This is a genomic window from Sunxiuqinia sp. (genome assembly GCF_055140945.1).
This window is the reverse complement of record NZ_JBSQYS010000022.1, coordinates 1-25,452: the sequence shown is the minus strand read 5'-3', so window position 1 is coordinate 25,452 and position 25,452 is coordinate 1. Positions and strand designations below refer to the sequence as shown.

Below are 25,452 nucleotides of genomic sequence, written 5' to 3'. Positions count from 1 at the left end.
AATAAAAAAGGGATTAACGATAGAATTCTGTTATTATTTTGATGCAAATGGGGATAAATAATGGAAGATGATGGCGAGTGGGATTCGCCCCAATTGTATTAAAAAAGCTCTTTGATCTTTAACAAATACTGGCGAGACACGGGAACTGGCTCATCAAAGTCCCTGATTTGCAATAAATGTGTATTATACTTTTTGGTGAGCTTTTCGACATGAAAAGTATTTACAATAGACGTTCGATGACATCTTATAAAATTCGAAAATGGCTTTAACTGTTGTTGGATATTCTTCAGGGTACTCCGTATCAATTTCCTCTTTATTCCTTGTCCTTCGCGGTATATAATTTCGACATAATTATCAGCCGAGCGCAAAAGTATTACATCAGCAATCGACAAGTTCAATTGGTCAGCACTATATTCTGAAATAAATTCGATGGTTTGATTCAAATAGTCATCTTCATAACGTTCAATCTCCTTCATGATGTTTTCTTTTTCACCAAGCAGCAGTTCGTTTTGATATTTCAACTTCTGGAACTGATCGAAGACATTCAAAATAACCGGAGGAACAAGACATATCAGCACTAATTTAAAGACGATGTAAAACGACAATTCAATCAAGCCAACATAGCGCAAATAAAAAGCAAGTGCGACTGTACTGAATGCCAAAATGAGAAATCCGCAAGCATAGGAAAATACGAGTGTATTTTCGTTTTCCGAAAATTTATCATGGATTAATGTTCGAAATGTTGTGCGAACCAGAACCATAAATAGAAAGATAATAGCCACAAAGCCGGCAACAAAAAGCAAGCGATTATTAAAGTTGAAACCGTCGATGGAAAACGGTTGAAAAAACAGAATAAATAAAAAAATACCAAAAGTGATACTCAACAGAAAACCAATGTTTTCTTTGATCCTTGCAACTAATTTATTGATTCTCCCAGCCAGCATAAAAAAGTAGTTTATTGACAGTGAAGTCGGAATATTTTCTTCTTTCAAAGTTAAACCATTTTTCCTCAGTCAGAAGAAATCACCCATTTTCCGACAACCATTTAAAAAGCGTTGGAGATATTCCAAATTTGAATCAGTACAAATTAAATGAGTCCAACACCAGATCATGACGGCTAGTCATGTGAAAAAGTCCGAACGGTTTTACGATAATTTGAAAACACTTTAGCTCGAGAAATAAAGCCAATATACCTGCCTCCGTCAATCACTGCCAAATTAAACCGTCCACTTGTTTCAAATTTCTCGGCAACCACGAGCATCGTATCTTTCGGGGAAATAAAATACTCAGGCATGTACATTAAATCCTTTACATAGACTTTCTCATACAAATCCTGATTAAAAACGATATCCCTGATATCATTCATTTTAATCATTCCTCGCATAATTCCATCGGCATCAACCACCGGAAAAAGATCGCGCTTCGACTTGGAAATAGACTTGGTGAGATCTCCCAAAGTTGCTTCGGGAGAAATAATTTCGAAATCAGTTTCAATCAAATCCTGAACTTCCATAAAGTGAAGAACCGCTTTATCCTTATGATGCGTTACTAACTTTCCATCGAGGGCTAATCGCTTTGTGTATATCGAGTGTTGTTCGAATCGGACTATTGTAATATAAGCGACCAACGATGCAATGATTAAGGGAAAGAAAAGTTCATAGCCTCCGGTAATTTCGGCAGTTAGAAAGATGCCCAGCAAAGGCGCATGCATAACACCCGCCATCATTGCACCCATACCTGCCAATGCAAAGTTATCGAGTGGTAAATTTAACCCAAAGACGAGATTCAGAAAGAAAGCCATAAAATAGCCGCCAATGGCTCCGACAAAAAGTGTTGGTGCAAAAATACCACCGATTCCACCACTAGCCGTGGTAACTGCCATGGCAATTACTTTAAAGCCTAATAAAAGCACTAAAAAAACAACAAAAAACCAAGGATTATCGCGTAACCCGTAAAATAGGGAATTGTCCAACAATTCCAGACCAAGGTCGTTAAACACTTTGTTTATGGAAGTATAGCCTTCACCCCAAAGTGGCGGAAAGAGAAAGATCAAAACTCCAAGAGCTATTCCACCATAAACCATACGAAGCCACTGTCTTTTTATGCCTTTCATTACTTGTTCTACCCACATCGCAACCCTGGTAAAATACAACGATACAAAGCCTGCAAAAATACCCAACGCGATATAAAAAGGAACCTGATCGGCCTGAAAAGTGTGGATCAGGTTGAACTTGAATAGCGAAACATCACCCATAAAATAAACGCTAATTACCGCCGCAGTAATCCCGGAAATTAACAAAGGAACCAGTGAAGCCATTGTTAAATCGAGCATTAGTACTTCCAAGGTAAAAACGATGCCAGCAATTGGTGCTTTAAAAATTCCGGCAATAGCTCCGGTAGCTCCACATCCAATCATTAAGATCACATCGGCATGTCCGAGTTTAAAGAAGCGGGCCAGGTTTGCGCCAATCGAAGCTCCCGTCAATACCACAGGTGCCTCAGCTCCAACTGATCCTCCAAAACCAATCGTGAAACTACTGGTAATCATGGAAGAAAAAGAATTGTGCGACTTAATCTTTCCTCTATTATTTGAAATTGAAGATAAAATTTTAGCTACGCCGTGTCCAATATCATCTTTAATAAAGTAGCGAATAATCAGTACCGTGATCGTAATTCCGATTAAGGGAAGGGCCAGATACAGAAAATTTTCATTGGTCGTAACAAAGTGGCCAACTAACTGTTCTCCAATAAAGTGAATTAATTTTTTTAAGATTAACGCAGCCAATCCACTGACAACTCCAATTATGAAGCTTATCCAGTACAGCTTTTTCTTGCCCATTAGCTGTTTCGCCAATGATTTCAAATCAATCTTCTCAATCCCCAACATGATTTTATTTTGCTTAATCGTGTGATAAATGTGCCATTCGCTTTCTGTATGTCGAAAAAACACGAGCTCTGGATATAAAACCGATGTATTTCCCCTGATCGATTACTGCCAGATTATAACGTTCACTTGATTCAAATTTCTCAACAACTTGTTCCATCGAATCAGACGTTGAAATTGAATGCTCAGGCAAATACATCAAATGACTAACATGAACCTTATCGTAAAGCTCCTGACGGAAAATCAAATGCCGGACATCATCCATTTTCACCATTCCTTTCAAGTAACCATCCTCATCAACAATGGGGAATAAATTCCGGTGTGCCTTGGAAATTGCTTCAGCCAGATCGCCTAAAGTTGAGTTTGGTCGCAGCACAAGAAAGTCAGTTTCAACTAACTTTTTCACTTCCATCATTCGAATAACATTGAGGTCTTTATCATGAGTCATTAGTTCTTTCCGCTTTGCCAGCTGAATATGGTAAACAGAATTTGACGTAAAAGCTTTAACCGTAAGGTATGCGAACGTTGACACAATCATTAATGGTACAAATAGTTTATAGCCTCCGGAAATATCGGCAATCAGGAAAATACCGGTTAATGGAGCTTGCAAAACTCCGCCTATCAATCCGGACATTCCAATCAGTGCGAAGTTATTTACATTTAATTGTTTTAACCCAGTCATGTTGACAAATTGTGCGAATAGCATTCCAGAATTAACACCCATGAAAAGTGTTGGGGCAAAAATACCGCCAATACCACCGCTACCAAAAGTTATTGAGGTGGCAACAATTTTTAAAAGAATTACAGCTATAATCAATACGAACATACTCCACATTTCTCCTTTAAAGCTGTAAAAGATCGAATCATCGTACAAATATCCCAGATCTCCTTCTAAACACATATTGATGGCTTCGTACCCCTCGCCATAAAGTGCAGGGAAAAAGAAAATCAAAATTCCTAAGCTCAATCCACCAATCGTAAGTCTTATTCGCTTTGTACTAAACCCCTCAAAAAGTTTTTCAATGTATAAGTACATTTTGGTGAAATAGGCCGAAACCAATCCGGCAAATATTCCTAAAACAATATAGTATGGAAGGTCTGACAGTTCGAAACTGGTCTCAACACTAAATGGATAAAGGACATCTTGCCCCATAAAAAAGTAGGAAGTCAATACCGCTGATGAAGATGCCAATAAGAGAGGAACCAAGCTAAAGGTAGTCAGGTCGATCATAATAACTTCAACCGCAAAAACAATGGCAGCAATGGGTGCCTTAAAAATAGCTGCCATTGCTCCGGCAGAAGCACAGGCAAGCATCAATATGGTATTCTTGTAATTAAGTCTGAATACTTTTGAAATCCAGGATCCGTACGCTGCTCCGGTAGCAACGGTAGGTCCCTCTAACCCAACTGAACCACCAAAGCCTACCGTAAATGCAGAAGTTATTACCGATGAAAACAGGTTGTGTCTACTCAGTTCGCCTTGCCGCATTGAAATACTGTGCAACACATTGGGAATACCATGACGAACCGGTTTTTTTATAATATAGGTAATAAACAAAACAGTGATAAAAATCCCTGTTATTGGAAGAATTAGGTAGATGTAATTTTCAACATAGTGCCCCAACGAGATATTGTGCACTAATCGTTGAGTCAGCCAAACAGCATTTTTAATTATCGTCGCTGCAATTCCGGCAATAATACCAACAACCACACTCAGAATCACCACAAAGTGGCGTTCGCTCAAGTGCCGTAAACGCCAACGGTGAAAACGAACAATTAAAGACTGCTTATTCTCCATTTGTTCGCAAAAATAATAAAAGGCAGTCTAAAATCGGGGAGAAACTATTTTTTCTTTTTGAAAATTCCTTTGATTACTTCCCAAACTTTTTTCTTTTCTTTCTTCTCAGGATTTTTAACCTCTTTCAACTTCTCTTCTTTCGATTTTCCGGCAAATATTCGTTCAATCAAATTGTCTTTATCATCCAAATCATAAAACTCCCGGTAGTGAGGAATTGCCAGATCGGCTAATAGCCCGTTATTCAAACTTGGAAAATCAGCATACTGCATCGTTTTATATCGAGCATCACGATAAAGCTTACTGTAAAACTTACCTACAATTGGTAAAGCCATGTATGCTCCTTGTCCATATTTTATTGTACGGAAATGAACTCCAGGATCTTCAGCTCCAACCCAGCAGCCAGTTACTAATTCAGGTGTGAGGCCAATAAACCATCCGTCCGACTGATTTTGCGTTGTCCCTGTTTTACCGGCAAAATCGCCAGAAACCTGATAGGTATTTCGGATCGAGCTCCCCGTACCATCATTCACAACTGATTCGAGCATGTGGGTAACAATCTGACAATTGACACCATTCAACGAAGTTCGGGTGGCTGGTTCGCGTTTATATTCAACCAGCTTGTTGCCTTTGTTATCACTGATTGAAACAAGGTAATTGGGTTCAACACGAGTTCCTTGATTTAACATGGTTGCATAAGCAAAAAGCAAATCCTTCAAACTAATTGAAGCTACACCAAGCGCTAAAGAAGGAAATTCGGGCAAGTCAGCTTCTAATCCCAATTCCCGACAAGTCTCAATCGTTTTCTCAATGCCTGTTTTCATCATGACATCAACAGCAACTGTATTTAATGACTGAGTCAACGCTCCTTCCATTGAATAATACCCTGTATACTCTCCGTGTGAATTACTCGGAGACCAATCCTGATAATCTTCATAGACTTTCTTTTCGTTTGGGTAATACTCAAATGGGCTTTGTCCGTCTTCAAGAGCTGCTAAATAAACAAACGGCTTAAATGTAGAACCAACCTGACGCGCTGACAAAACATGATCGTATTTAAAAAAGCGGAAATCAATTCCCCCAACCCACGCTTTTAGGGCTCCGGTTGATGGTTCAATTGCTAAAAAACCGGCATTAAGTAAGCGCAAATAGTGTTTAATCGAATCAAGCGGGGTTGTTTCGACCTGCTTTAATCCTTGGTGGGTAAAAAAAGTTGTCTTTATCTTCGAACTGAACGCCTGATCAATCTGCTCTTGCGTTTTGCCTGCTTTATTCATCTTCTTATAGCGCTCCGAACGACGTATTGCGCTCTTTAAAATGTTCTGTTTCCCTCTCCAAGGTTCTGTTTTTCCCCAGTGGTTGTCAAATACATTTTGTAAGTTTTCCATGTACTCTTTGACCGATTGTTGTGCAAAATACTGGAAATCGTAATTTAAGGTTGTCTTAACCCGCAGACCATCAGTAAATAAATTATATGGTTCACCGTTCTCTTTGGTATTGTTTGAACACCAATCCATCAACTCCGGCTTTAGCATCTCGACAAAATACGGCGCCGGGCCTTCATTGTAAGAAATTCTTCGGTATTTTACACCCAGTGGTTTTTCCTTAAAAACTTCTCCTTGTGCTTCCTCCAGAAAGCCATTTGCGATCATTTGATTGATAACCACATTGCGCCGTTCTTTCGAACGTTCAGGATTAATTCGAGGATTATAACTGTAGTTGGCTTTTAGCATGCCAACCAACACCGCTGATTCATCTACGGTGAGGTTTTTAGGATTTTTACTGAAGAATCGTTCCGCAGCGACTTCAATACCAAAAATGTTTTCTCCAAACGGAACCGTATTCAGATATAGTGTCAGAATTTCTTCCTTGGTATAAATGCGCTCCAAACGATAGGCAATAATTGCCTCGCGCAATTTATTAACCGGCATACTAAACATCCACAAATCATTTCGTGGAAATAAGTTTTTAGCAACCTGCTGGCTCAAAGTACTTCCGCCGCCAGCACTTTTATCCTGTAGCAGGATCGTTTTGAAAAGTACGCGCATCAGCGCAATCTCATCAATCCCGCGGTGTTCATAAAAACGAGCATCCTCTGTAGCAATCAGTGCATTGATTACATTAGGTGATATTTCATCAAATTGAACGTTGCTCCGATTCTCAATATAATAGCGACCAAGTAACCGACCATCCTCTGAGAATACTTCTGATGCCTGTGGGTTTTTGATATCATTTAACTGATTGGAACTCGGAACATGGCCTGTAAATCCTAAATAAACAGCCATAAAGAATATAAAAAAGAGAATAACACCAACTGCAAAAAGCTTAAGCAGAAACATCCAGACATTTCTCTTTTTAGCTTTCGATGATCGTTTTTGTTTTTTTCGTATTGGTTTTCTCTTTTTGGATGGTATCGTTTTTGACCTTTTTGTCGCCATTAAAATCTATTTTAAAAACAAAATTAGATAAATAAAACGATTCAATAGCCGGATGTTGTACTTACATTCAAAAACTTTTCAGTTACTGAGATTGTCTTAAAACTAACAATTAGATAAAACAGAAGTATGAGAATTGCAATTACCGGATCGGGAGGATATATTGGAACAAACATAATTGAAAAGCTAAACCAACGAAATTTTCAAATTATCAGGATTGACCGCGAACTGTTATATGGAGATTATCAATTACTCGCTGAAAAGCTACTAGAAACAGATGCAGTAATTAATTTGGCAGGAGCTCCAATTATTCAGCGCTGGACCAAAAAAAACAAATCAGTTATATACAACAGTCGTGTGCAAACAACCCAAAATCTGGTTAAGGCCATTAACGCAATAAAACATGCTGATAGACCTGGCATAGTTGTGTCAATATCGGCCATTGGTATTTACAGGGATGAATTTACTCACGATGAAACAAGTACCAGGTACGCAAATCATTTTGCAGCTCGCGTGATTGATGATTGGGAAGACACATTGGTTGAGCTACCAGAAGATATCCGGCGTATTATTTTCAGATCAGGCATTGTAATCGGCAAGAACTCACCATTTATGAATCGTCTGCTACCTGTTTTCAAACTAGGGGTTGGTGGAAAAATAGGTGCCGGCAAACAAGCCTTCCCTTTTATTCATATTGATGATGTGCTACAAGCTTTCGAAATCGCACTTACAGATGAATCATATTCGGGTATATACAATTTGGTAGCTCCGGAACAAACTTCGAATCAGGAATTCACAAAAAGCCTTGCAAAGAAAATAAATCGCCCGGCATTTTTTCAAGTTCCTGCTGTCGCATTACGCTTACTTTTCGGTAAAGCTGCGAATCTAATTTTGAAAAGTCCGGTAGTTGTGCCTCAGCATTTGATTCAGCAAAATTTCAAATTCATTTATCCTACCCTTGATGAATCGCTCAATGAGATTATAAACGAATAAAATCAGTAGAAAAATGTTACAGCACACGTCTGTAGGCTCTTACCTTTTTATTGAAAAAGCTCTTTTCTAAAATATAACTCGTAAGAATCATCTTTTCAAGTAGCTCAAATTTATTTTCAATGAGAATATACTTTGGCTTTTTCTTGAGCACTTCTCTTAATTCCAATTCCGGATTAACATTAAAAGCCATTGCCAGATGAGGTGAATTCAGTATGGATGAATGCACATACTTTGTGGGACACTCTTTTTCTAGTAATAAATATACGATTTGCTCATAATTAGCCACAAAAATATTGTCTTCACTAGTAATTCGCTTTTGTAAATATGCGGCAATTACCTCTGGCTCATCGGGACGAACTATTTTTCCCTGTATTCCCACGAACTGAATGACCAGCAACAATAAAATGCCGAAAGACATACCTGTTTTACCCCGAAAGAAAAAGCGAGCATATTTATCTAACCGAAATTCCGGATGAAAAGCCACCCCAACAATAAGACTTATTGGAATCATCAATTGTATCGCATAGTGACTAAATCCTTTTCCCGGAAGATAGATTGCCAATAATATAGCGGCAATCCAATAAATGAGTAAATACTTGTATATTGGCTTAAGTAGCTTCTGCTTCGAAAACAACACATAAAACATCAAAAACGTAACCGGGAAAAATCGACCCAAAAAGTCGAGTAACAGTTTTACAAATCGCCAGGTTGTGCCTTGCTGCATGTACCTTCCCGGCAATTCGTAAGTAATGAATCTAAAATATTCAAAATGATTTCCAACAAAGAAATATAGGTTCACCATCAAAAAAGGTAATGCAAACCCAATACCTGAGAACAGAAAGGGTAAAAAATCCTTCCACGAAAACCGACTTCGGCGCTGCATAATTTCGTAAACCAATAGAAAAGACATTAGAGCTACAAAGTCGAAAAGAACCAGGTATTTAATAATAAACCCGATTCCCATAAGTACACCTGCCACCCCGTAGCGAATTGAGCTCTTTTTCAATAAAAACAACAAAGAGGAGGCTGTAAAAAAGTTAAAAAACAATTCTGTATTAGGAGATAAACCAAAATAGTTCCAAGTAGACGTACAACAAATATAAACGAATCCTGTGGCCAGTGCTGCCGGTTGATTATTCAATATTTTCTTTGAAACGAGAAAAAGCAAGTGAGCAGTCACTCCGACAATAAGAGCAACAAACAACCGGCTCATCACAATTGAATGTCCAAACAAAAAGCCCATGAAAGCATAGATTGCAAATATCCCTACCGGCTTACTATCAGTAACATCATAGTAAAGCAATTTTCCATCCAACAAATCTCTTCCTATTATTAAATAGGTAGATTCATCATGATCAAGCACGCTGGTAAAAAAACTGAAAAGACGGAGTACAACTGCCGTAATTAAAAACAAAATGAGAACCTGCCTATCTTTGAAAACCTTCATCTGCAAAATCACCTACACTTTAAGCACAAAAAAAGCCCCACCAAATTGGTAGGGCTCAAATATAGTAATAAAATGTAATCTCTTACAATTGAGGACCGGCAGCAACCAATGCTTTACCTTCTTCGTTGTCAGTATACTTCTCGAAGTTTTTAATAAAACGACCAGCTAAATCCTGTGCTTTTGCTTCCCATTCTTTAACATCAGCATAAGTATCGCGTGGGTCAAGAATATTAGGGTCAACTCCCGGCAAAGAAGTAGGAACTTCCAAGTTGAATACAGGAACTGTTTTTGATTCTGCTTTTTCGATAGAACCATCAAGAATTGCATTGATAATACCGCGAGTATCTTTAATAGAGATCCGTTTTCCGGTACCATTCCATCCTGTGTTTACTAAATATGCTTCCGCTCCGTACTCTTCCATTTTTTTCACTAACTCAGCACCATACTGTGTAGGGTGAAGTGTTAAGAATGCAGCACCAAAACAAGCAGAGAAAGTTGGCTGAGGAGCAGTAACACCACGCTCAGTACCAGCAAGCTTAGCTGTAAATCCTGATAAGAAATGGTATTTTGTTTGCTCTGGAGTCAATTTTGATACTGGAGGCAACACACCAAAAGCATCAGCAGAGAGGAAAATTACTTTTTTAGCATGTCCTGCTTTTGAAGGAACAGCAATATTTTCGATGTGGTTAATCGGATATGAAACCCGTGTATTTTGTGTTACTGAACCATCAGTGAAATCAATTTTACCATTTTCATCAACAGTAACATTTTCCAACAATGCATCGCGCTTAATAGCACCAAAAATTTCAGGCTCGGCTTCTTTATCCAAGTTGATGGTTTTTGCATAGCATCCACCTTCAAAGTTGAATACACCATCATCATCCCAACCGTGCTCATCATCACCAATTAACTGTCGGCTTGAGTCAGTTGACAAAGTTGTTTTTCCAGTTCCTGAAAGACCGAAGAAAATAGCGACATCACCTTCTTTACCAACATTGGCAGAGCAGTGCATTGAAGCCATACCACGCAATGGCAAGTAGTAGTTCATCATAGCGAACATACCTTTTTTCATTTCTCCACCGTACCAGGTACCACCAATTACCTGCATTTTTTCAGTCAGGTTAAATACAGTATATACCTCTGAGTTTAATCCGTGCTCTTTATATTTTTCGTTTGTGGTTTTTGAACCGTTCATCACAACAAAATCAGGCTCACCGTAGTTTGCTAATTCTTCTTCGGTTGGACGAAGGAACATATTTTTCACAAAGTGTGCCTGCCATGCAACTTCCATGATGAAACGTACTTTCAAACGAGAATCTTCATTCGCTCCACAAAAAGTATCTACCACGTAAAGCTTTTTACCTGAAAGCTGTTCTACGGTATTTGCTTTAAGATCATTCCAAACTTCCTTAGAAATTGGTTTGTTATCATTTGGAGATTCTGGTGAATTCCACCACATGGTGTCTTTAGTTGTTTCATCTTCAACGATGTATTTATCTTTTGGCGAACGACCGGTAAAAACGCCAGTCATTACGTTGACTGCGTCCAACTCTGTCAACTGACCTTTTTCAAAGCCTTCCAACTCAGGCTTCGTTTCTTCCTCAAATAATACTTCGTAAGATGGGTTATGTACGATTTCTTTTACATCAACAATGCCGTACTTCGATAAATCTAAATTTTTCATAATCAACAATTAAAAATTAATATTTCCAACAAAACCAATTTTTTCTCGGCAGACGAAAATAATATTTTTTTCCTTCTTTTTGAGAGGCCAAAATCAATTTAATACTAATTTGAAACTAAGCTAAACAAAAAAAAGACAGCACGTTAACTAACGTACTGTCTCGCAACTTTATATCCAACTTATTTGACTAATTTACAATGTTAAGAAATCATTAAAACAGAACCAGATAATTTCTTATGACCGCGGGTGAAATTGACTAATTGTCGACTTCAAATAATCACGATCAAGGTGAGTATATATTTCAGTTGTCAAAATAGACTCATGTCCTAACATTTCCTGAACAGCTCTTAAATCCGCTCCTCCAGAAATTAGGTGAGTCGCAAATGAATGACGGAAAGTATGTGGACTAATCTTTTTATCCATCCCCACTTTTTCAGCCAAATTTTTAATGATTGTAAAAATCATAACCCGGCTTAGTTTCTTTCCTCTTCTATTCAGAAAAAGAACATTTTCACTTTCAGGGTTAATTTTCAATGTCTTCCGGTATCCACTGAGGTATTTATTAATTTCAACAACAGCTTTTTCGCTCACCGGAACAAGTCTTTCTTTTTCAGCTTTGCCTTCAACTTTTATAAAGCCTTGTTCAAAAAATAAGTTTGTCACCTTCAAATTCACTAATTCAGAAACTCGCAATCCGCAACTGTAAAGCGTCTCCAACATAGCCTTATTGCGCTGTCCCTCAGGCTTCTCAATATCAACAGCATCAATAATCGTATCAATCTCTTCCATTGTTAATACATCTGGAAGCTTACGCCCGATTTTTGGCGACTCCAACAATGTTGTTGGATCTCCCTGAATTTTTCCCTCGATCAACAAGTACTTAAAAAAGGACTTAATTCCAGAAATAGTACGTGCTTGAGTACGAGGAGAAACACCCCTGTCGTTCAGGTGTTCAACAAAACTCCTCAGATGATTTAACTTAACCTTTTCAGGTGCTAAGCGCTTGAAATTTTCTTCTAAAAAAACCATCAGCTTGTTAATATCATTCACATAAGCAGCAATGGAATTTTGAGATAAAGACTTCTCCAGTCTCAAGAAATTTTCAAATCCTTTTTTACTATCTTCCCATTTCATAATTAAACGCATTTAAATTTGTTCTCAAATCAATTTTCGTAATTTTGGTTCTGTAACACTTCTCAACTAAATTGATAACGATAGCTTCTTCCCCAAGAATACATAATTATCAATACGTCGTTAGATCGGCTAAAGTTACTAAAATTTTAATATAAAGCACAATAAAAATGAAAATATTGTTAATCAACGGCCCTAACCTAAACTTACTAGGAAAAAGAGAAAAAAATATTTATGGTGATTCCTCCTTTGAAGATTATTTTAAACAGCTTCAGACACAGTTTACTCAGCATGAACTAACATATTATCAATCGAATGTTGAAGGCGAATTAATAAATAAGATACACGAAGTAGGCTTTGACTATGACGGCATTGTCTTTAATGCTGGAGCTTATACGCATACGTCGGTTGCTATTAGAGATGCCATCGCCGGCATACAAACGCCAGTTGTTGAGGTTCATATATCCAACATCTTAACCCGAGAGAAATTCAGACACAAATCAATCATAGGGCCCGCCTGTAAGGGTAGTATTATGGGTTTTGGCCTCGACTCATACCGTTTAGGGATTGAAAGTTTTCTACAACGTTAACTTTAAAATCATTTAACGATCTCAAAAGGTCCTTTTGTTTACACTATAAGAAAAAAGTCTAATTTTGCCGGCCGATAATGTAATAAATGAATGTAATGAAACATACCAAAATTGTTGCTTCGATTTCAGACCTAAAGTGCGAACCGGAGTTTGTCAAAGCCTTATATCAAGCGGGGATGAATGTCGCCCGGTTAAATACGGCGCATATCACCGAGGAAACAGCCTTGACAATGGTAAACAATATACGATCAGTATCAGATTCAATAGCACTACTGATTGACACAAAAGGGCCTGAAATTAGAACTGTAAATATGGAAAGCCCAATTGAGATAGAGAAAGGGGATCTTGTTGAAGTTTCGGGACTTGACCGTAAAAGTGAAAAAGGCCGCCCTACCATGATGGTATCGTACAATAATTTTCATGTAGAGATACCAGCCGACGGAACATTATTAATTGACGATGGAGAATTAGAACTATCGGTTCAGGAGAAATTTGAAGACTATGTTTTGTGTCTTGTTGAAAATCCCGGGAAGATCAAGAACAAGAAAAGCATAAATACGCCCGGCTTTAGTGTAAAACTCCCATCTATTTCTGAAAAAGATAAAACATTTATCGAATTTGCTGCTAAAAATGAACTTGACTTTATCGCACATTCTTTCGTTCGTAATAAAGAAGATGTTATTCAAGTGCAAGAGCAGTTAGACAAACTCAATAGTCCGATCAAGATTATTGCTAAAATTGAAAACTGGGATGGCGTAAATAATATCGATGGGATTCTGGATCACGCATATGGAATCATGGTGGCTCGTGGAGATCTTGGAATTGAGATTCCGGCGGAAAAAATACCTGGCATCCAGAGAATGTTGATCAAAAAAGCCGTTCAGAGAAAGAAGCCAGTAATCATTGCTACTCAAATGCTGCATAGTATGATCGACAACCCACGTCCGACCAGAGCTGAAGTAAGCGATGTTGCAAATGCGATTTACTCAAGAACTGATGCTATCATGCTTAGTGGAGAAACCGCTTACGGACAATATCCGGTTGAGTCGGTTGAATACATGAGCCGCATTGCACAGCAAGTTGAAAGCAGCAAAGATAAACGTAACGACATTACACTTCCTGCTGTAAATAACGAAGTTGTTGCCTATTTGGCTGAAGCTGCCATTTTAGCATCAGATGAATTAAAAACGAGAGCAATTGTAACCAACACCCTTACCGGGAAAACGGCTCGTTACTTGGCTGCTTTCCGCGGAAAGAACCCGGTTTACGCCAGCTGCTACGAAATGCCAGTTGTTCGTCAATTAGCACTTTCGTATGGTGTTCGACCTTTCTTAGTTGAGCCTAAAAAGAACAAATTTAAAATGGTTCGTTCTTCATTAAAAGAACTTGTAAATAAAGGAAAAGTCGTTAATGATGATAACGTGGTATACGTTGGTGGAAGTTTCGGTATTGGCGGTGGATCAACCTTCATGGAAATTTCAACCGTTGAACGTTTAACCTACAAAGAAAAAGAATAGTTACAAATTATAGAACAAAAAAAAGGAGCTTTAAAGCTCCTTTTTTTATGTTATCTATCGCAAATCAATTTTCTCAACACCAGGGTGCTTCAACAAATCAAACTTAAAATCGGCTGTCGTTGCCGGAACATCTGTTTCTAAGTTCTTCACCTCCACAATGTAGTTGTTTCCTTCACGACCAACCATTTCAGCTTTCTTGATCAACATGCGCTTTTTATCAATCTGAATTCTGATTTTCGTATACTCTATTTCCTCATTGTCAGGAAATAAGTCGATCACATAAACCCCCTGTCCACCAACTGTTTTTTCTTCCACAAATTTATAGGCAAATCCTTCTTCATAAATGGTAAATAATTTCGAAGGATCCATCATTTCATTCATCTCATCATCAGCCTCAGCAATGGTTACCTCTCCGGCATCTTTCATATAAGTCCAAACGGTCTCCCCATTGTTGAAAATCTCCATGCCCAGTTCTTCTAAACTTAAGTGAAATTGATCTCCCATTAATAAAATCTGGCCATTGTTTTCTTCATGGATTCCTTCTGTTTGATTTTCCATGATGTAATTAAAGGTTGCTTGAATGGTCGAATATCCTTGCGTGGTTTCGGTTACCTTTTCTAAAATGCTTTTGGCTTTTTGATCTTGCTGGGCAAAGCCAATGCTCCAGTACAACGCAACGGTCAATAAAATTACTAGTTTCTTCATTTCTATATTTGAATTTTTACATGCTATTCAATAACTGTTCCAAACTATATTCATCCTGAATAAGCACCTGACGAGCCTTACTTCCTTCACTCGGGCCAACTACGCCTGCAGCTTCCAGTTGATCCATAATCCGGCCAGCCCGATTATAACCAATCGAAAATTTACGCTGAATCATTGAAGTTGAACCCATTTGATTGACCACCACGATGCGTGCGGCATCATCGAATATTTCATCCCGGTTAGCTAAGTCTGTTCCCGGAACTCCGCCAGCATCTTCCCCTTCATATTCAGGCAATAAAAAAGCAGTTGGATATCCTTGTTGTTCCGAGATGTGCGAACAAATGCGGTCGACCTCCGGAGTATCAAGAAATGCACATTGTAAACGCGTAATACTGCTGCCCATCGCAATCAACATATCACCTTTACCAATTAGCTGGTTGGCTCCTGAAGTATCTAAAATAGTACGTGAATCAATCATCGACGCTACTTTAAAAGCGATACGTGTCGGGAAATTCGCCTTGATTACCCCGGTAATGATACTTACTGATGGCCGCTGAGTTGCAATAATCATGTGGATTCCTACCGCACGAGCCAACTGTGCAATACGAGCGATCGGCAATTCCACTTCTTTTCCGGCGGTCATAATTAAATCGGCAAATTCGTCAATAACAACTACAATATATGGCAGGTATCGGTGACCTTTGTCAGGATTTAAACGCCGACTAATAAACTTCTTGTTGTATTCTTTAATATTTCGGGTATGTGCTTTCTTCAACAAATCATATCGGGTATCCATCTCAATATTGACTGAATTCAGTGTATGTTTCACTTTCTGAATATCAGTAATAATGGCTTCCTCTTCGTCTGGAAGTTTGGCTAGAAAATGCTTCTCAATAGTCGAATACAAGCTCAGCTCCACCTTTTTCGGATCAATTAAAACCAACTTTAGTTGTGCCGGATGCTTTTTATAAAGTAACGAAGCAATAATGGCATTCAATCCAACCGATTTCCCTTGTCCGGTAGCACCTGCAACCAAAATGTGGGGCATTTTCGCTAAATCAATCAAGAAAGTTTCATTCGAAATTGTTTTACCAAGTACAACGGGCAATTCGGCTGTGCTTTCCTGAAACTTTTTGGAGGCTATGATCGATCGCATCGAGACAATCTCAGGATTTTGATTAGGCACTTCAATACCAATTGTTCCGCGTCCGGGAATTGGTGCAATAATCCGAATTCCAAGAGCAGCCAAGCTCAAGGCGATATCATCCTCCAGGTTCTTGATTTTAGCTATTCGAATTCCCGGAGCCGGCACAATTTCGTACAAGGTAATCGTAGGTCCAATCGTTGCACGAATTTTAGTAATCTCAATTTTGTAATGGCGAAGTGTTTCAACAATTTTATTCTTATTCGAAATTAGCTCTTCATTACTTACTTCTGCATTACCTGAAGAGTGGTCATCAAGCAGATCAATTGATGGAAATTGGTAGTTTGATAAATCCAGCGTTGGATCGTAATCAACCATCGCTTCATGCTCATAATTCTCATCTGTCTCCTCTTCCACCTTCTCAACACTCATCTCCAGATCATCTTCATTTTCCTCTTTCCCGCTTTTTCCTGAAAGCTGTTCGCGCACGTTCGTTTGAATCTTGTTCTTATCAATAGATTCATCTAAATCGAGATCATTTTCATCGGGATCAAAAATGGTTTCGATGGTATCATTATCGTCGATAACTTTTGAAATGCTATCCTCCATCTCAACATCCTGACTTTGCTCAACAGAACTTGACTGCTCTTCAGTCTTACCCATCTCCTTTCTACCAAATAGCTTTTGCAACCAGGGAATAAAGTTTTTAAAACTGAAAAGCACGATTAAGAACAAACTAAGAACCAGAATAAAGAAAGTGCCGACATATCCTACAAGCGAGCTTAACCAAACAGCCAGAAAATAACCATTTTCACCTCCCAAGTACAGGAAGCTTTCGGTATTTACATCCGTTAGTAAAAGCCCAAAAAACAGAGAGAGCCAAAGCATACTCACAAAAGCAAGTATTATTGAATTCCAGTACCTGACCAGCGGACGCTTAAAAAAATGGAACGCTGTAATAACCAACATAAATATCAACAGGAAACTTGAAATTCCGAACCCACGATTAATGATCGCTTCGCTCAAAAATGCGCCAGTTTTTCCGGCCTTGTTTCTAACTTTTATTTCGGTATTCGCCAACAATTCACGCCACGAAAGATCCAATTTACTATGATCAGCATGTCCGGTAAACAAGAAAGACATAAATGCAATTAACAAATAAAGAGCAAACACAAATAGAAATAGCCCAACGGTATACTTAAACTTATCTCCCTTAAACAGAGAGAATAGTCCTTTCAAACTATTGTTTTTCTTCTTCACAGGTTTTCTTTTGGTCTTTTTAGCCATGAGGTATTTTTGAAATTTCGATTGCAAAGTTAACGAAATTTGGACAGCATATCGTGCCTTCTGGGCTGCTTAAATATTGAAAAAAAATCATACCAGATAGTCATTTCAAAAAAACCAACTTTTTTCATCCCTGTGTATTTTTGGTTGAATTTATTTTTTCGAAACAGAATTCTGACTTCCTAAATTTGAAAGAGAAGAACCACACTTAAGGTCACGGACCTATTTGATATTTTCGGTTTCGCTTCTATCACAAATTGTTAAAGACTCGAAACATGACACTAAATTATTCGCACTACTTACAATCAGAATAAAACGATCAAAAAACCTCTGCTCTACAACAGACGAATAAAGAAACAACCAGTAGTTTCGTCACCTTTTTATTACACCTATTTTTCTATGTTTGTGTAAAGCCAGTTAATTTGAAAACGATGAACAAACAAAAGTTGGCAGTAATAGCACTGGGAGGAAATGCCTTGCTACGTGATAATGAAGCTGGAACAATAGAAGAGCAAGAGCAAAACACCACCGCAACTCTCGAAAATTTGGTGCATCTAATTCGCAAGGGATACAACTTAGTTATTACGCATGGAAACGGTCCGCAGGTTGGCAATATCCTGATGCGAAATGATGCTGGAGAAGCCATGTACAATATTGCCCCAATGCCACTCGATGTTTGCGTTGCCGATTCGCAGGGTGGAATTGGCTATATGATTGAACGTATGATGCGCAACGTACTAAACCAACACAAAATTGGCAAAAATATCATTTCTGTGATCAGTATGGTTACTGTTGATCCAAATGATCATGCTTTTCAGAATCCAACAAAACGGATTGGTAAAATATACAGCAAAAGGGAAGCCAATCAGCTCGCGAAATTAAAGGGCTGGCAATTCAAACCAAGTTCAAAACATCAGGGAAGTTTCCAGCGGGTTGTTCCCTCTCCCGCACCAATTGACATACTCAACAAAGATATTATTGAGCGAATGGTGCGCGAAGGAAATATTGTTATTACTGCCGGAGGTGGAGGCATCCCTGTTTATTTAGACAGTGATAATAATGTTCGAACAACAGATGCAGTGATTGATAAAGACATGAGCTCTGCTCTGCTGGCATCAACCATTCATGCTGACGAATTTTACATTTTAACCGACGTCCCATACATCTTTAAAGATTTTGGGTTGCAAACTCAGAGAAAACTTGAATTCCTTAATTACAAGGACACCTTAAAACATCTGAATAATGGTACATTCGGTGAAGGAAGTATGGCTCCAAAAATAAGAGCTTGCCTAAGTTTTATTGAAAACGGTGGACAAAAGAGCGTTATTACTGAAGCAACCAAATTATCAGATAAATCCTATGGATCGAAAATAACGTTGAATTACGACAACAAAAAAACAAAATCATGATACTGAATCTTAAAAACCGAAATTTTCTGAAGCTATTAGATTTTGCAGCCGATGAAATCAATCAACTACTTGAACTAGCCGAGAAACTAAAACTGGCGAAATACAATCGTACTGAGGAACAAATGTTACAGGGAAAAAATATCGCCCTGATTTTTGAAAAAACATCAACTCGCACACGTTGCGCCTTCGAAGTAGCCGCATTCGACCAAGGGGCGCACGTCACTTTTCTTGGGCCGGGAGGTTCTCAAATCGGACATAAAGAATCGATGAAAGATACCGCCCGGGTTTTGGGACGGATGTACGATGGCATTCAATACCGTGGGTTTGGGCAACGAATTGTAGAAGAACTTGGAAAATACGCCGGTGTTCCGGTTTGGAACGGGCTTACCAACGAATTTCATCCAACGCAGATCTTAGCCGATTTTCTGACCATGAAAGAGCATACAGATAAACCACTCGGCAATATTTCATTTTGCTATTTGGGCGATGCCCATAATAATGTGGGAAATTCGCTCATGGTTGGAGCTGCCATAATGGGTATGGATTTTCGGGCTGCGGCACCCAAAAGCTGTCAACCTAACGAAGAGCTAATTGAGCTAAGCAAAAGCATTGCTGAAAAAAGTGGTGCTAAAATTACTGTTACCGATAACGTGCAGGAGGCAGTGAAAGGGTGCGATTTTCTGTATTCCGATGTTTGGGTGTCGATGGGTGAACCGCAAGAAGTTTGGGAGGAAAGAATAAGACTCCTTCTCCCCTATCAAATAAACCATGAACTAATGAAACTGACAGGTAATGCGGATGTAAAATTCATGCACTGCCTTCCGGCATTTCATAACCAGGAAACCAAAGTTGGTCGGGAAATTTTTGAGAAATTTGGACTTCAGTCGATGGAAGTAACTGATGAAGTTTTTGAAAGTCCGGCGTCCATTGTTTTTGATCAGGCAGAAAACCGTATGCACACCATTAAAGCAGTTATGGTTGCTACGCTGGCCTGAACGGAATAGCAAAGGGCACCCAAAACGAGTGCCCTTCTTTCTGATTACTTTTATATTATTACTACTAGTTTAATCTAATTTGATATTTAACGCCAAAACTAATCCAACGCCCCGGCTGAAGAATATTACCTAAATCAACATATTCCTTGTCAAATAAATTTGTTGCCGATGCTGATAACATTAATCTGGGCGTTTTCCAATACACTTTCAGATCAGTCAACCCAAATGCCGCATAGTTTGCTTCACCAACAGGCTCCTTATTTTCAAACTTGGTAAACGTTCCATTTCTTTCCTGAAATCGATAGTTCCACGAAGCAAAAAGGTTCTTCCATATTTTATGGTCGATTGAGATAACCAGTTTGTGTTTTAAATTGTCCAAAGCATAATTCGATAAAAACTCGCTTTGACTTCTATTGAGCGAGTTGTACGAATAGTTAACGTTGATCTTTTTAACGAAGGAAAGAGCATCAATGAGTTCAGGCACAAACAAAGCAGCAGTAAATTCAAAACCATCACTTTTAATTTCTGTAAGATTTCGGGTTTCCCAAAGGAAATCCTCACTTTCGCGAACCCAGTCAATCAAATCCTTTCCAACTCGATGATAGTAGCCTGTCTGCAAATGCAAATAACGATTATTCAGTTTTACACCACCTTCGATAGTTGTTGATCGCTCCGGCTTCAAATTCGGATTCCCTTGATTTGTTGGGCCATTGTAGTATAAATCAGTAAATGTGGGCATTCGCAACGATTTGTTGAATGAACCATACAGTTTCAGTTTTTCAGTGAGTAGGTAACTCAAATCAACACCGGGATAAATATTCCAGTCAAAATTAAGATCCGAAATCCAGTTAGCCATTGCTCCTCCCGAAGCCGTGAATCTTCCCAGATAGAACGTGTGCTCAGCAAAAAAAGATGCTATAGTTCTTGAATGTGATTTCGTAAACTGTTGTTCGTTTTCCCCCGGCACATCAATCGGTTCATCCAAATCTTCACCCAGGACATTGCTCCAAATATTTTCTGAACGAAACTCAGCTCCAAACGCAGTTTTTCCTAAATCACTGGAGAACCAACTGTTAATCGATGTTCCTAAAATATCGGTCATGTGGTAATTATGCCCGGAATACCACGATGCAGGACTATCGCGAAACAGTTCAAACCGATCCTGATGACGACGCCAATACAACGCTGGGGTAAAATGAACCTTTTCACCTGTTTCAAATTTTAATGACGCAAAGGTGGTTTTGGTTTCCTCAAACTGATTCGGATACTTGGGCGTGTAAAAACTGTTGGCTCCAAATTGTTTGTTGGAGAATCCAGCCTGTAGTTCCAACTTTCCGGCATCGCTATTCAAGGCTCCATGATAAAAGATATTTGAACTTTTAAAATCGGTGTTATCAATGTATCCATCGGATGCTTTGTTATTGAAAGCAACAAAACTCTGCAGTTTCCCAATTTGCTTATTTGTCGACACATTAATATCTCTCAACTGGTGTTGCCCATAAGTCACATCCAAAGTGGCCTGATCATTATCATCAGGCTCCGTAACGATATTGATAGCACCCGAAAATGCGTTCGGACCATAAATCCGGGCTCCGGGACCTTCCAAAATTTCAATACGTTTGATGCTTTTAAAACTAACCGGTAAGTTGAGGCTGTGGTGACCGGTTTGGGGGTCGGAAAGATTAATTCCGTTTAAAAGGATGAGTGTTTGATCGAAAGAACCTCCCCGAACTGAAACATCGGCTTGAACCCCATGTGTTCCTCGTTGCCTGATGTCAACACTCAGCGCATACTCCAAGAGGTCTTGAATACTATTGACCGGAGCCGCTTCAATTTGATCTTTCTCAATCACGGAAATAATCCGTGCCACCTGCGAATATGTTACAGGTGCTCGTTGAGCGCTGACCTCGATCTCATCAAGATCATACTCCATCTTTACTTCCAAACTATCGGGTTGTGCAATCGCATCATTAATTCCGGACACCATAAAATAAGCAACGGCCAATACGCCAATACGCACTTGTCTGTTTAATGCCTGAAATAATGAATACTTTTGACCACTCCATCGTTTGAAAACAAGTTTGGTTGCCCAACTGTGTTTAAAACTTAACTTTTTCATTTGAATTTGTTCACGAATAAGTAATCAGAAGCGGCAAATGTAAAAATATCTAACTACATCCGAAAGTCGTTTTCCAGAGCCATTTTGAAAAGCAACAAGCATTTTATGCACTATGGTACAAAATAAGTGAAGCGATCATTTTGTAGAACACATACCCCGACTGTAGATATATTGAAACAAATTAGTTAGTGGCATTTATACACAAACAACCCCCTTCAACAAAACACAACAAACTAACAAACAGCAAAATATGCAATTCAATGCGTCCAAAACAAACAATTCTCACAGGTTCTGCATGATCGTTGAGTATGGAAAGGTAGTTCTTTGATAAATAAATGATGCATAATAAAAAGAGACTATGGAAAATCCACAATAGCAGTTTTCTATTAAAAATTACAAGGAAAAATCCCTTGATAAAGATTTTAAAATACAAAACGAAAAGAATAATTCATAGTTAATCCAGATAAAAATAGATTGTTTTACGACAGCTACAAAACGTCAAACATTTTTATGTAAATGTCGTATCTAAACATTAACTGCTAATAATCAGCATGTATCAATTTTCTTTATCACAAATAAATAAAATCGAATAATAAAAGACCCCTAAATCCTTTATAAAGAGGGGTTGTTTATTTATATTTGTTCTAAACAATAACTCATTTAAAACACGCTGCCATGACACAAGTTCAATTTAACAACGCACTTTTAGGATTGCAAGACAAACTCTTGTATTATGCACTTAGTTTAACTGCAGATCAGGAAAAAGCACAAGATCTCCTGCAAGAGACCTTTTTAAAAGCGCTTACTTACCGTGATAAATTTACGCAGAACACAAACTTTAAAGCGTGGATTTATACCATCATGAAAAACACCTTCATTAATAACTACAGAAGGAATGTAAAAGCCAAAAGCACCTTTGATGGAGCAAATAACGATTTTCATTTAAAGTTTTCAAAAGACAAAATTTATCCGTCGCCGGATTCATTTTACAGTTCTAAAGAAATCATTAAAAATATCAATGCTCTTGAGAAAGAATATAAAGTTCCATTTAAAATGTTTTTGGATGGCTATAAATACAAAGAAATTGCAGACAAACTCAGCCTTCCATTGGGGACCGTAAAAAGCCGCATTTTCTTTACAAGAAAAAAATTAGAAAAAGCGTTAAAAGAATATGCTATCTAGTAAATAGCTATAAAATGATTATATCAGGTAGAAAATGGTTCGCAATTGCGGATCATTTTTTTTATTTTTAATCGAAAGTAAAATATGAACCACGAAAAATAGAAACTGATATGACAAAAATAGCTGTACATTTTGCAACCGGATTTGAAGAAGTTGAAGCAATAAGCATTGTTGATGTTTTAAGAAGAGCAGAGCTGGATGTTGTTATGGTTTCCATGACCGATACAAAAACAGTTGTAGGCGGCCATCAAATACCAATCGTTACAGACATCCTATTTCCTGAGCTCGATTATTCAACTATTGACGTAATTGTATTGCCAGGAGGAATGCCTGGAGCGACAAATCTGGATAATCATAAGGGCTTGCGGGAACAAATCCTGCAGTTTAATAACGAGAAAAAACTATTGGGTGCAATATGTGCAGCACCACTTGTGCTCGGGCATTTAGGAATATTGAAGGGACAGAAGACTGTTTGCTATCCTGGTTTTGAGAATGAACTACATGGAGCTGAAGTTTTAAAAGACCCAACGACTGTTTCTAACAACATCATCACGGGACGCGGAATTGGTGTTGCTTTAAAATTTGGCCTTAAGCTCGTTGAAGAAATAGTTGGTACCGATAAAGCAGAAGAATTGTCCAAAGCCATGTTAGTAGAGTAACAGAATCAGGAATGGCCGTTACTGCTCGGAAGTGCAAAATAGAAACGGCTGCCTTGACCAAGCTTGCTTTCAGCCCAGATGCGGCCACCATTCTTCTTGACAAACTCGCTACAAATAACCAGACCCAGACCAGTGCCGTCTTCCTCATGGGTTCCCTTCCGTTTTACTTTTGAATCAATTTGAAATAGTTTATTCAGGTCGTCAGGATTAATTCCCACTCCGGTATCTTCAACACAAACAGTTACCATCTCCTTTTCTGATTTCAAAACTGTTTTTACCTGTCCTTTTTCATTCGTAAATTTAATGGCGTTATTCAACAAGTTTCGCATAACTGTTTCAATCATCATCGGATCAGCATAAACAGTTACTTGTTCAGGCATTTCTGAAATTAACTGAATATTTTTTTGCGCTGCAGCTGGCAATAGCAACTGTTCAATACTTTCATAAATATCGCAAAAATTGAGTTCCTGCGGAGTATACTCCAATCGGCCCGTTTGGGAGCGGGACCAATCCAATAAATTTTGTAACAATCGGGAAATAGAATTGCTTGATTTATAAATATCTGAAGCATATTGCTTTCTATCAATGTCTGAAAAGCGATCATATTCCTTGTGTATCAAATAGGAATACCCCATTACGGTATGAAACGGATTTTTCAGGTCGTGTGCAATTATTGAAAAGAATTTATTCTTAGAAGCATTTAATAATTCAAGCTCTTTACGCTGTTCTTCAATCTTCAAATTCTTCAAACTCAACAGATCATTTATTCTTCTCTTATTTAAGTATGCAACTGAAACAAAAAATATTGCCGCCACCAATACCAAAATCAAAATAACCCCAAAAGCGCGAAGTTCCTTATCACGCTTTATTTGCAGTTGATCAATTTCTCGCGATACTCTTAATCGCTCAATTTCTGCCTCCTTTTGCTGGGTTTCATATCGCTTTTCAAGCTCAGCAACCTGGTTCTGGCGTTCTTCCTGACGCAAGGTATCCTGATATTGATCATGTATCTTAAACGCATGATAGGCCTCGTCAATTCGCCCTTGTTCTTCGTAGGTAAGAGCCAGATCCAAATAATTAAGTTGCTTTAAATAATATTCGTAATCGTCAGCTAGTTGCAAACTTTTATAAAATGTATTGATCGCACTTTCATACTGACCAAGTTCACGATAAGCGCCACCCAATCCTTCAAGCGCAAAAGCCTCACTTCGACTATCACCCAACTCACCAAATACGTCAACTGCCCTCTTATAAAAATCCAGAGCTAGCTCCATACTATCTTTTGTATTTAGATAGATGTTTGCAATATTATTAAGTGCGATGGCCTCTCTTTTCTTATTTTTCAATTCCCGAAATAAAAACAAGGCTTTATTGTAATACCAGGGCAAACGCATCTAATTTAATTGCCAATCAGCTTTAACAAGTATTCATTGCCCCATCCGGCCATTTTTCTTCGGCTTTTAATGCCCACCTTGGCAT

General features: G+C 38.4%; 18 protein-coding genes. 7 read left to right on the top strand and 11 right to left on the bottom strand.

Going from position 1 to position 25,452, the window contains the following annotated elements; all coding sequences use genetic code 11:
* Nucleotides 1-98 precede the first annotated feature (98 nt).
* The 4 genes from ACTB00_RS11645 to ACTB00_RS11630 all read right to left on the bottom strand — a co-directional run bounded on the left by ACTB00_RS11645 (nucleotide 99) and on the right by ACTB00_RS11630 (nucleotide 7,117).
* Complete coding sequence (locus tag ACTB00_RS11645; RefSeq protein WP_463300092.1) at nucleotides 99-992, bottom strand: LytTR family DNA-binding domain-containing protein; 894 nt, start codon at nucleotides 990-992, stop codon at nucleotides 99-101.
* 125 nt (nucleotides 993-1,117) lie between these two features.
* Entirely contained in the window at nucleotides 1,118-2,887 is a 1,770-nt protein-coding gene (locus ACTB00_RS11640) for a chloride channel protein (RefSeq protein WP_463300091.1), read from the bottom strand.
* A 13-nt stretch (nucleotides 2,888-2,900) separates the two neighbouring features.
* Nucleotides 2,901-4,682, bottom strand: a complete 1,782-nt coding sequence (locus tag ACTB00_RS11635; RefSeq protein ID WP_463300090.1) for a chloride channel protein — start codon at nucleotides 4,680-4,682, stop codon at nucleotides 2,901-2,903.
* 44 nt (nucleotides 4,683-4,726) lie between these two features.
* Nucleotides 4,727-7,117, bottom strand: coding sequence for a penicillin-binding protein 1A (locus ACTB00_RS11630; protein WP_463300089.1), 2,391 nt, complete (start codon nucleotides 7,115-7,117; stop codon nucleotides 4,727-4,729).
* 126 nt (nucleotides 7,118-7,243) lie between these two features.
* On the opposite strand from ACTB00_RS11630, the gene ACTB00_RS11625 reads away from it, so the two are divergent.
* A complete protein-coding gene (locus ACTB00_RS11625) occupies nucleotides 7,244-8,107 on the top strand; it encodes a TIGR01777 family oxidoreductase (RefSeq protein ID WP_463300088.1) in 864 nt (287 codons plus the stop codon).
* 16 nt (nucleotides 8,108-8,123) lie between these two features.
* On the opposite strand, the gene ACTB00_RS11620 is transcribed toward ACTB00_RS11625, so the two are convergent.
* The 3 genes from ACTB00_RS11620 to xerD all read right to left on the bottom strand — a co-directional run bounded on the left by ACTB00_RS11620 (nucleotide 8,124) and on the right by xerD (nucleotide 12,372).
* Entirely contained in the window at nucleotides 8,124-9,554 is a 1,431-nt protein-coding gene (locus tag ACTB00_RS11620) for an ArnT family glycosyltransferase (RefSeq protein ID WP_463300087.1), read from the bottom strand.
* 82 nt (nucleotides 9,555-9,636) lie between these two features.
* Nucleotides 9,637-11,238, bottom strand: a complete 1,602-nt coding sequence (gene pckA, locus ACTB00_RS11615) for a phosphoenolpyruvate carboxykinase (ATP) (RefSeq protein ID WP_463300086.1) — start codon at nucleotides 11,236-11,238, stop codon at nucleotides 9,637-9,639.
* Between the two features lie 234 nt (nucleotides 11,239-11,472).
* Entirely contained in the window at nucleotides 11,473-12,372 is a 900-nt protein-coding gene (xerD, locus tag ACTB00_RS11610) for a site-specific tyrosine recombinase XerD (protein ID WP_463300085.1), read from the bottom strand.
* A gap of 167 nt (nucleotides 12,373-12,539) precedes the next feature.
* Between xerD and aroQ the strand changes: the two genes are divergently transcribed.
* On the top strand, nucleotides 12,540-12,959 hold the full coding sequence (aroQ, locus tag ACTB00_RS11605; RefSeq protein ID WP_463300084.1) for a type II 3-dehydroquinate dehydratase: 420 nt from the start codon (nucleotides 12,540-12,542) through the stop codon (nucleotides 12,957-12,959).
* A gap of 95 nt (nucleotides 12,960-13,054) precedes the next feature.
* Nucleotides 13,055-14,476 (top strand): pyruvate kinase, encoded by a 1,422-nt coding sequence (gene pyk, locus ACTB00_RS11600; RefSeq protein ID WP_463300083.1) that lies wholly within the window; start codon nucleotides 13,055-13,057, stop codon nucleotides 14,474-14,476.
* A 54-nt stretch (nucleotides 14,477-14,530) separates the two neighbouring features.
* On the opposite strand, the gene lolA1 is transcribed toward pyk, so the two are convergent.
* Together lolA1 and ACTB00_RS11590 are read right to left on the bottom strand one after the other, a co-directional pair.
* Complete coding sequence (lolA1, locus tag ACTB00_RS11595; RefSeq protein ID WP_463300082.1) at nucleotides 14,531-15,181, bottom strand: outer membrane lipoprotein periplasmic chaperone LolA1; 651 nt, start codon at nucleotides 15,179-15,181, stop codon at nucleotides 14,531-14,533.
* Between the two features lie 16 nt (nucleotides 15,182-15,197).
* On the bottom strand, nucleotides 15,198-17,612 hold the full coding sequence (locus tag ACTB00_RS11590) for a DNA translocase FtsK (RefSeq protein WP_463300081.1): 2,415 nt from the start codon (nucleotides 17,610-17,612) through the stop codon (nucleotides 15,198-15,200).
* A 428-nt stretch (nucleotides 17,613-18,040) separates the two neighbouring features.
* On the opposite strand from ACTB00_RS11590, the gene ACTB00_RS11585 reads away from it, so the two are divergent.
* Both ACTB00_RS11585 and argF read left to right on the top strand, forming a co-directional pair.
* Nucleotides 18,041-19,018, top strand: a complete 978-nt coding sequence (locus ACTB00_RS11585) for a carbamate kinase (protein ID WP_463300080.1) — start codon at nucleotides 18,041-18,043, stop codon at nucleotides 19,016-19,018.
* Complete coding sequence (gene argF, locus ACTB00_RS11580; protein WP_463300079.1) at nucleotides 19,015-20,013, top strand: ornithine carbamoyltransferase; 999 nt, start codon at nucleotides 19,015-19,017, stop codon at nucleotides 20,011-20,013. The genes ACTB00_RS11585 and argF overlap by 4 nt, the downstream gene beginning before the upstream one ends.
* Nucleotides 20,014-20,077: 64 nt before the next feature.
* On the opposite strand, the gene ACTB00_RS11575 is transcribed toward argF, so the two are convergent.
* Nucleotides 20,078-22,132, bottom strand: a complete 2,055-nt coding sequence (locus ACTB00_RS11575) for a TonB-dependent receptor plug domain-containing protein (RefSeq protein ID WP_463300078.1) — start codon at nucleotides 22,130-22,132, stop codon at nucleotides 20,078-20,080.
* Between the two features lie 675 nt (nucleotides 22,133-22,807).
* Here ACTB00_RS11575 and ACTB00_RS11570 point away from each other — a divergent pair.
* Together ACTB00_RS11570 and ACTB00_RS11565 are read left to right on the top strand one after the other, a co-directional pair.
* Nucleotides 22,808-23,314 carry an RNA polymerase sigma factor gene (locus ACTB00_RS11570; RefSeq protein ID WP_159517076.1) on the top strand — a complete coding sequence of 169 codons (507 nt, stop codon included), beginning with the start codon at nucleotides 22,808-22,810 and terminating at the stop codon, nucleotides 23,312-23,314.
* A gap of 110 nt (nucleotides 23,315-23,424) precedes the next feature.
* Nucleotides 23,425-23,973, top strand: coding sequence for a DJ-1 family glyoxalase III (locus ACTB00_RS11565; RefSeq protein WP_463300077.1), 549 nt, complete (start codon nucleotides 23,425-23,427; stop codon nucleotides 23,971-23,973).
* A 5-nt stretch (nucleotides 23,974-23,978) separates the two neighbouring features.
* On the opposite strand, the gene ACTB00_RS11560 is transcribed toward ACTB00_RS11565, so the two are convergent.
* On the bottom strand, nucleotides 23,979-25,367 hold the full coding sequence (locus ACTB00_RS11560; protein ID WP_463300076.1) for a tetratricopeptide repeat-containing sensor histidine kinase: 1,389 nt from the start codon (nucleotides 25,365-25,367) through the stop codon (nucleotides 23,979-23,981).
* Nucleotides 25,368-25,452 lie beyond the last annotated feature (85 nt).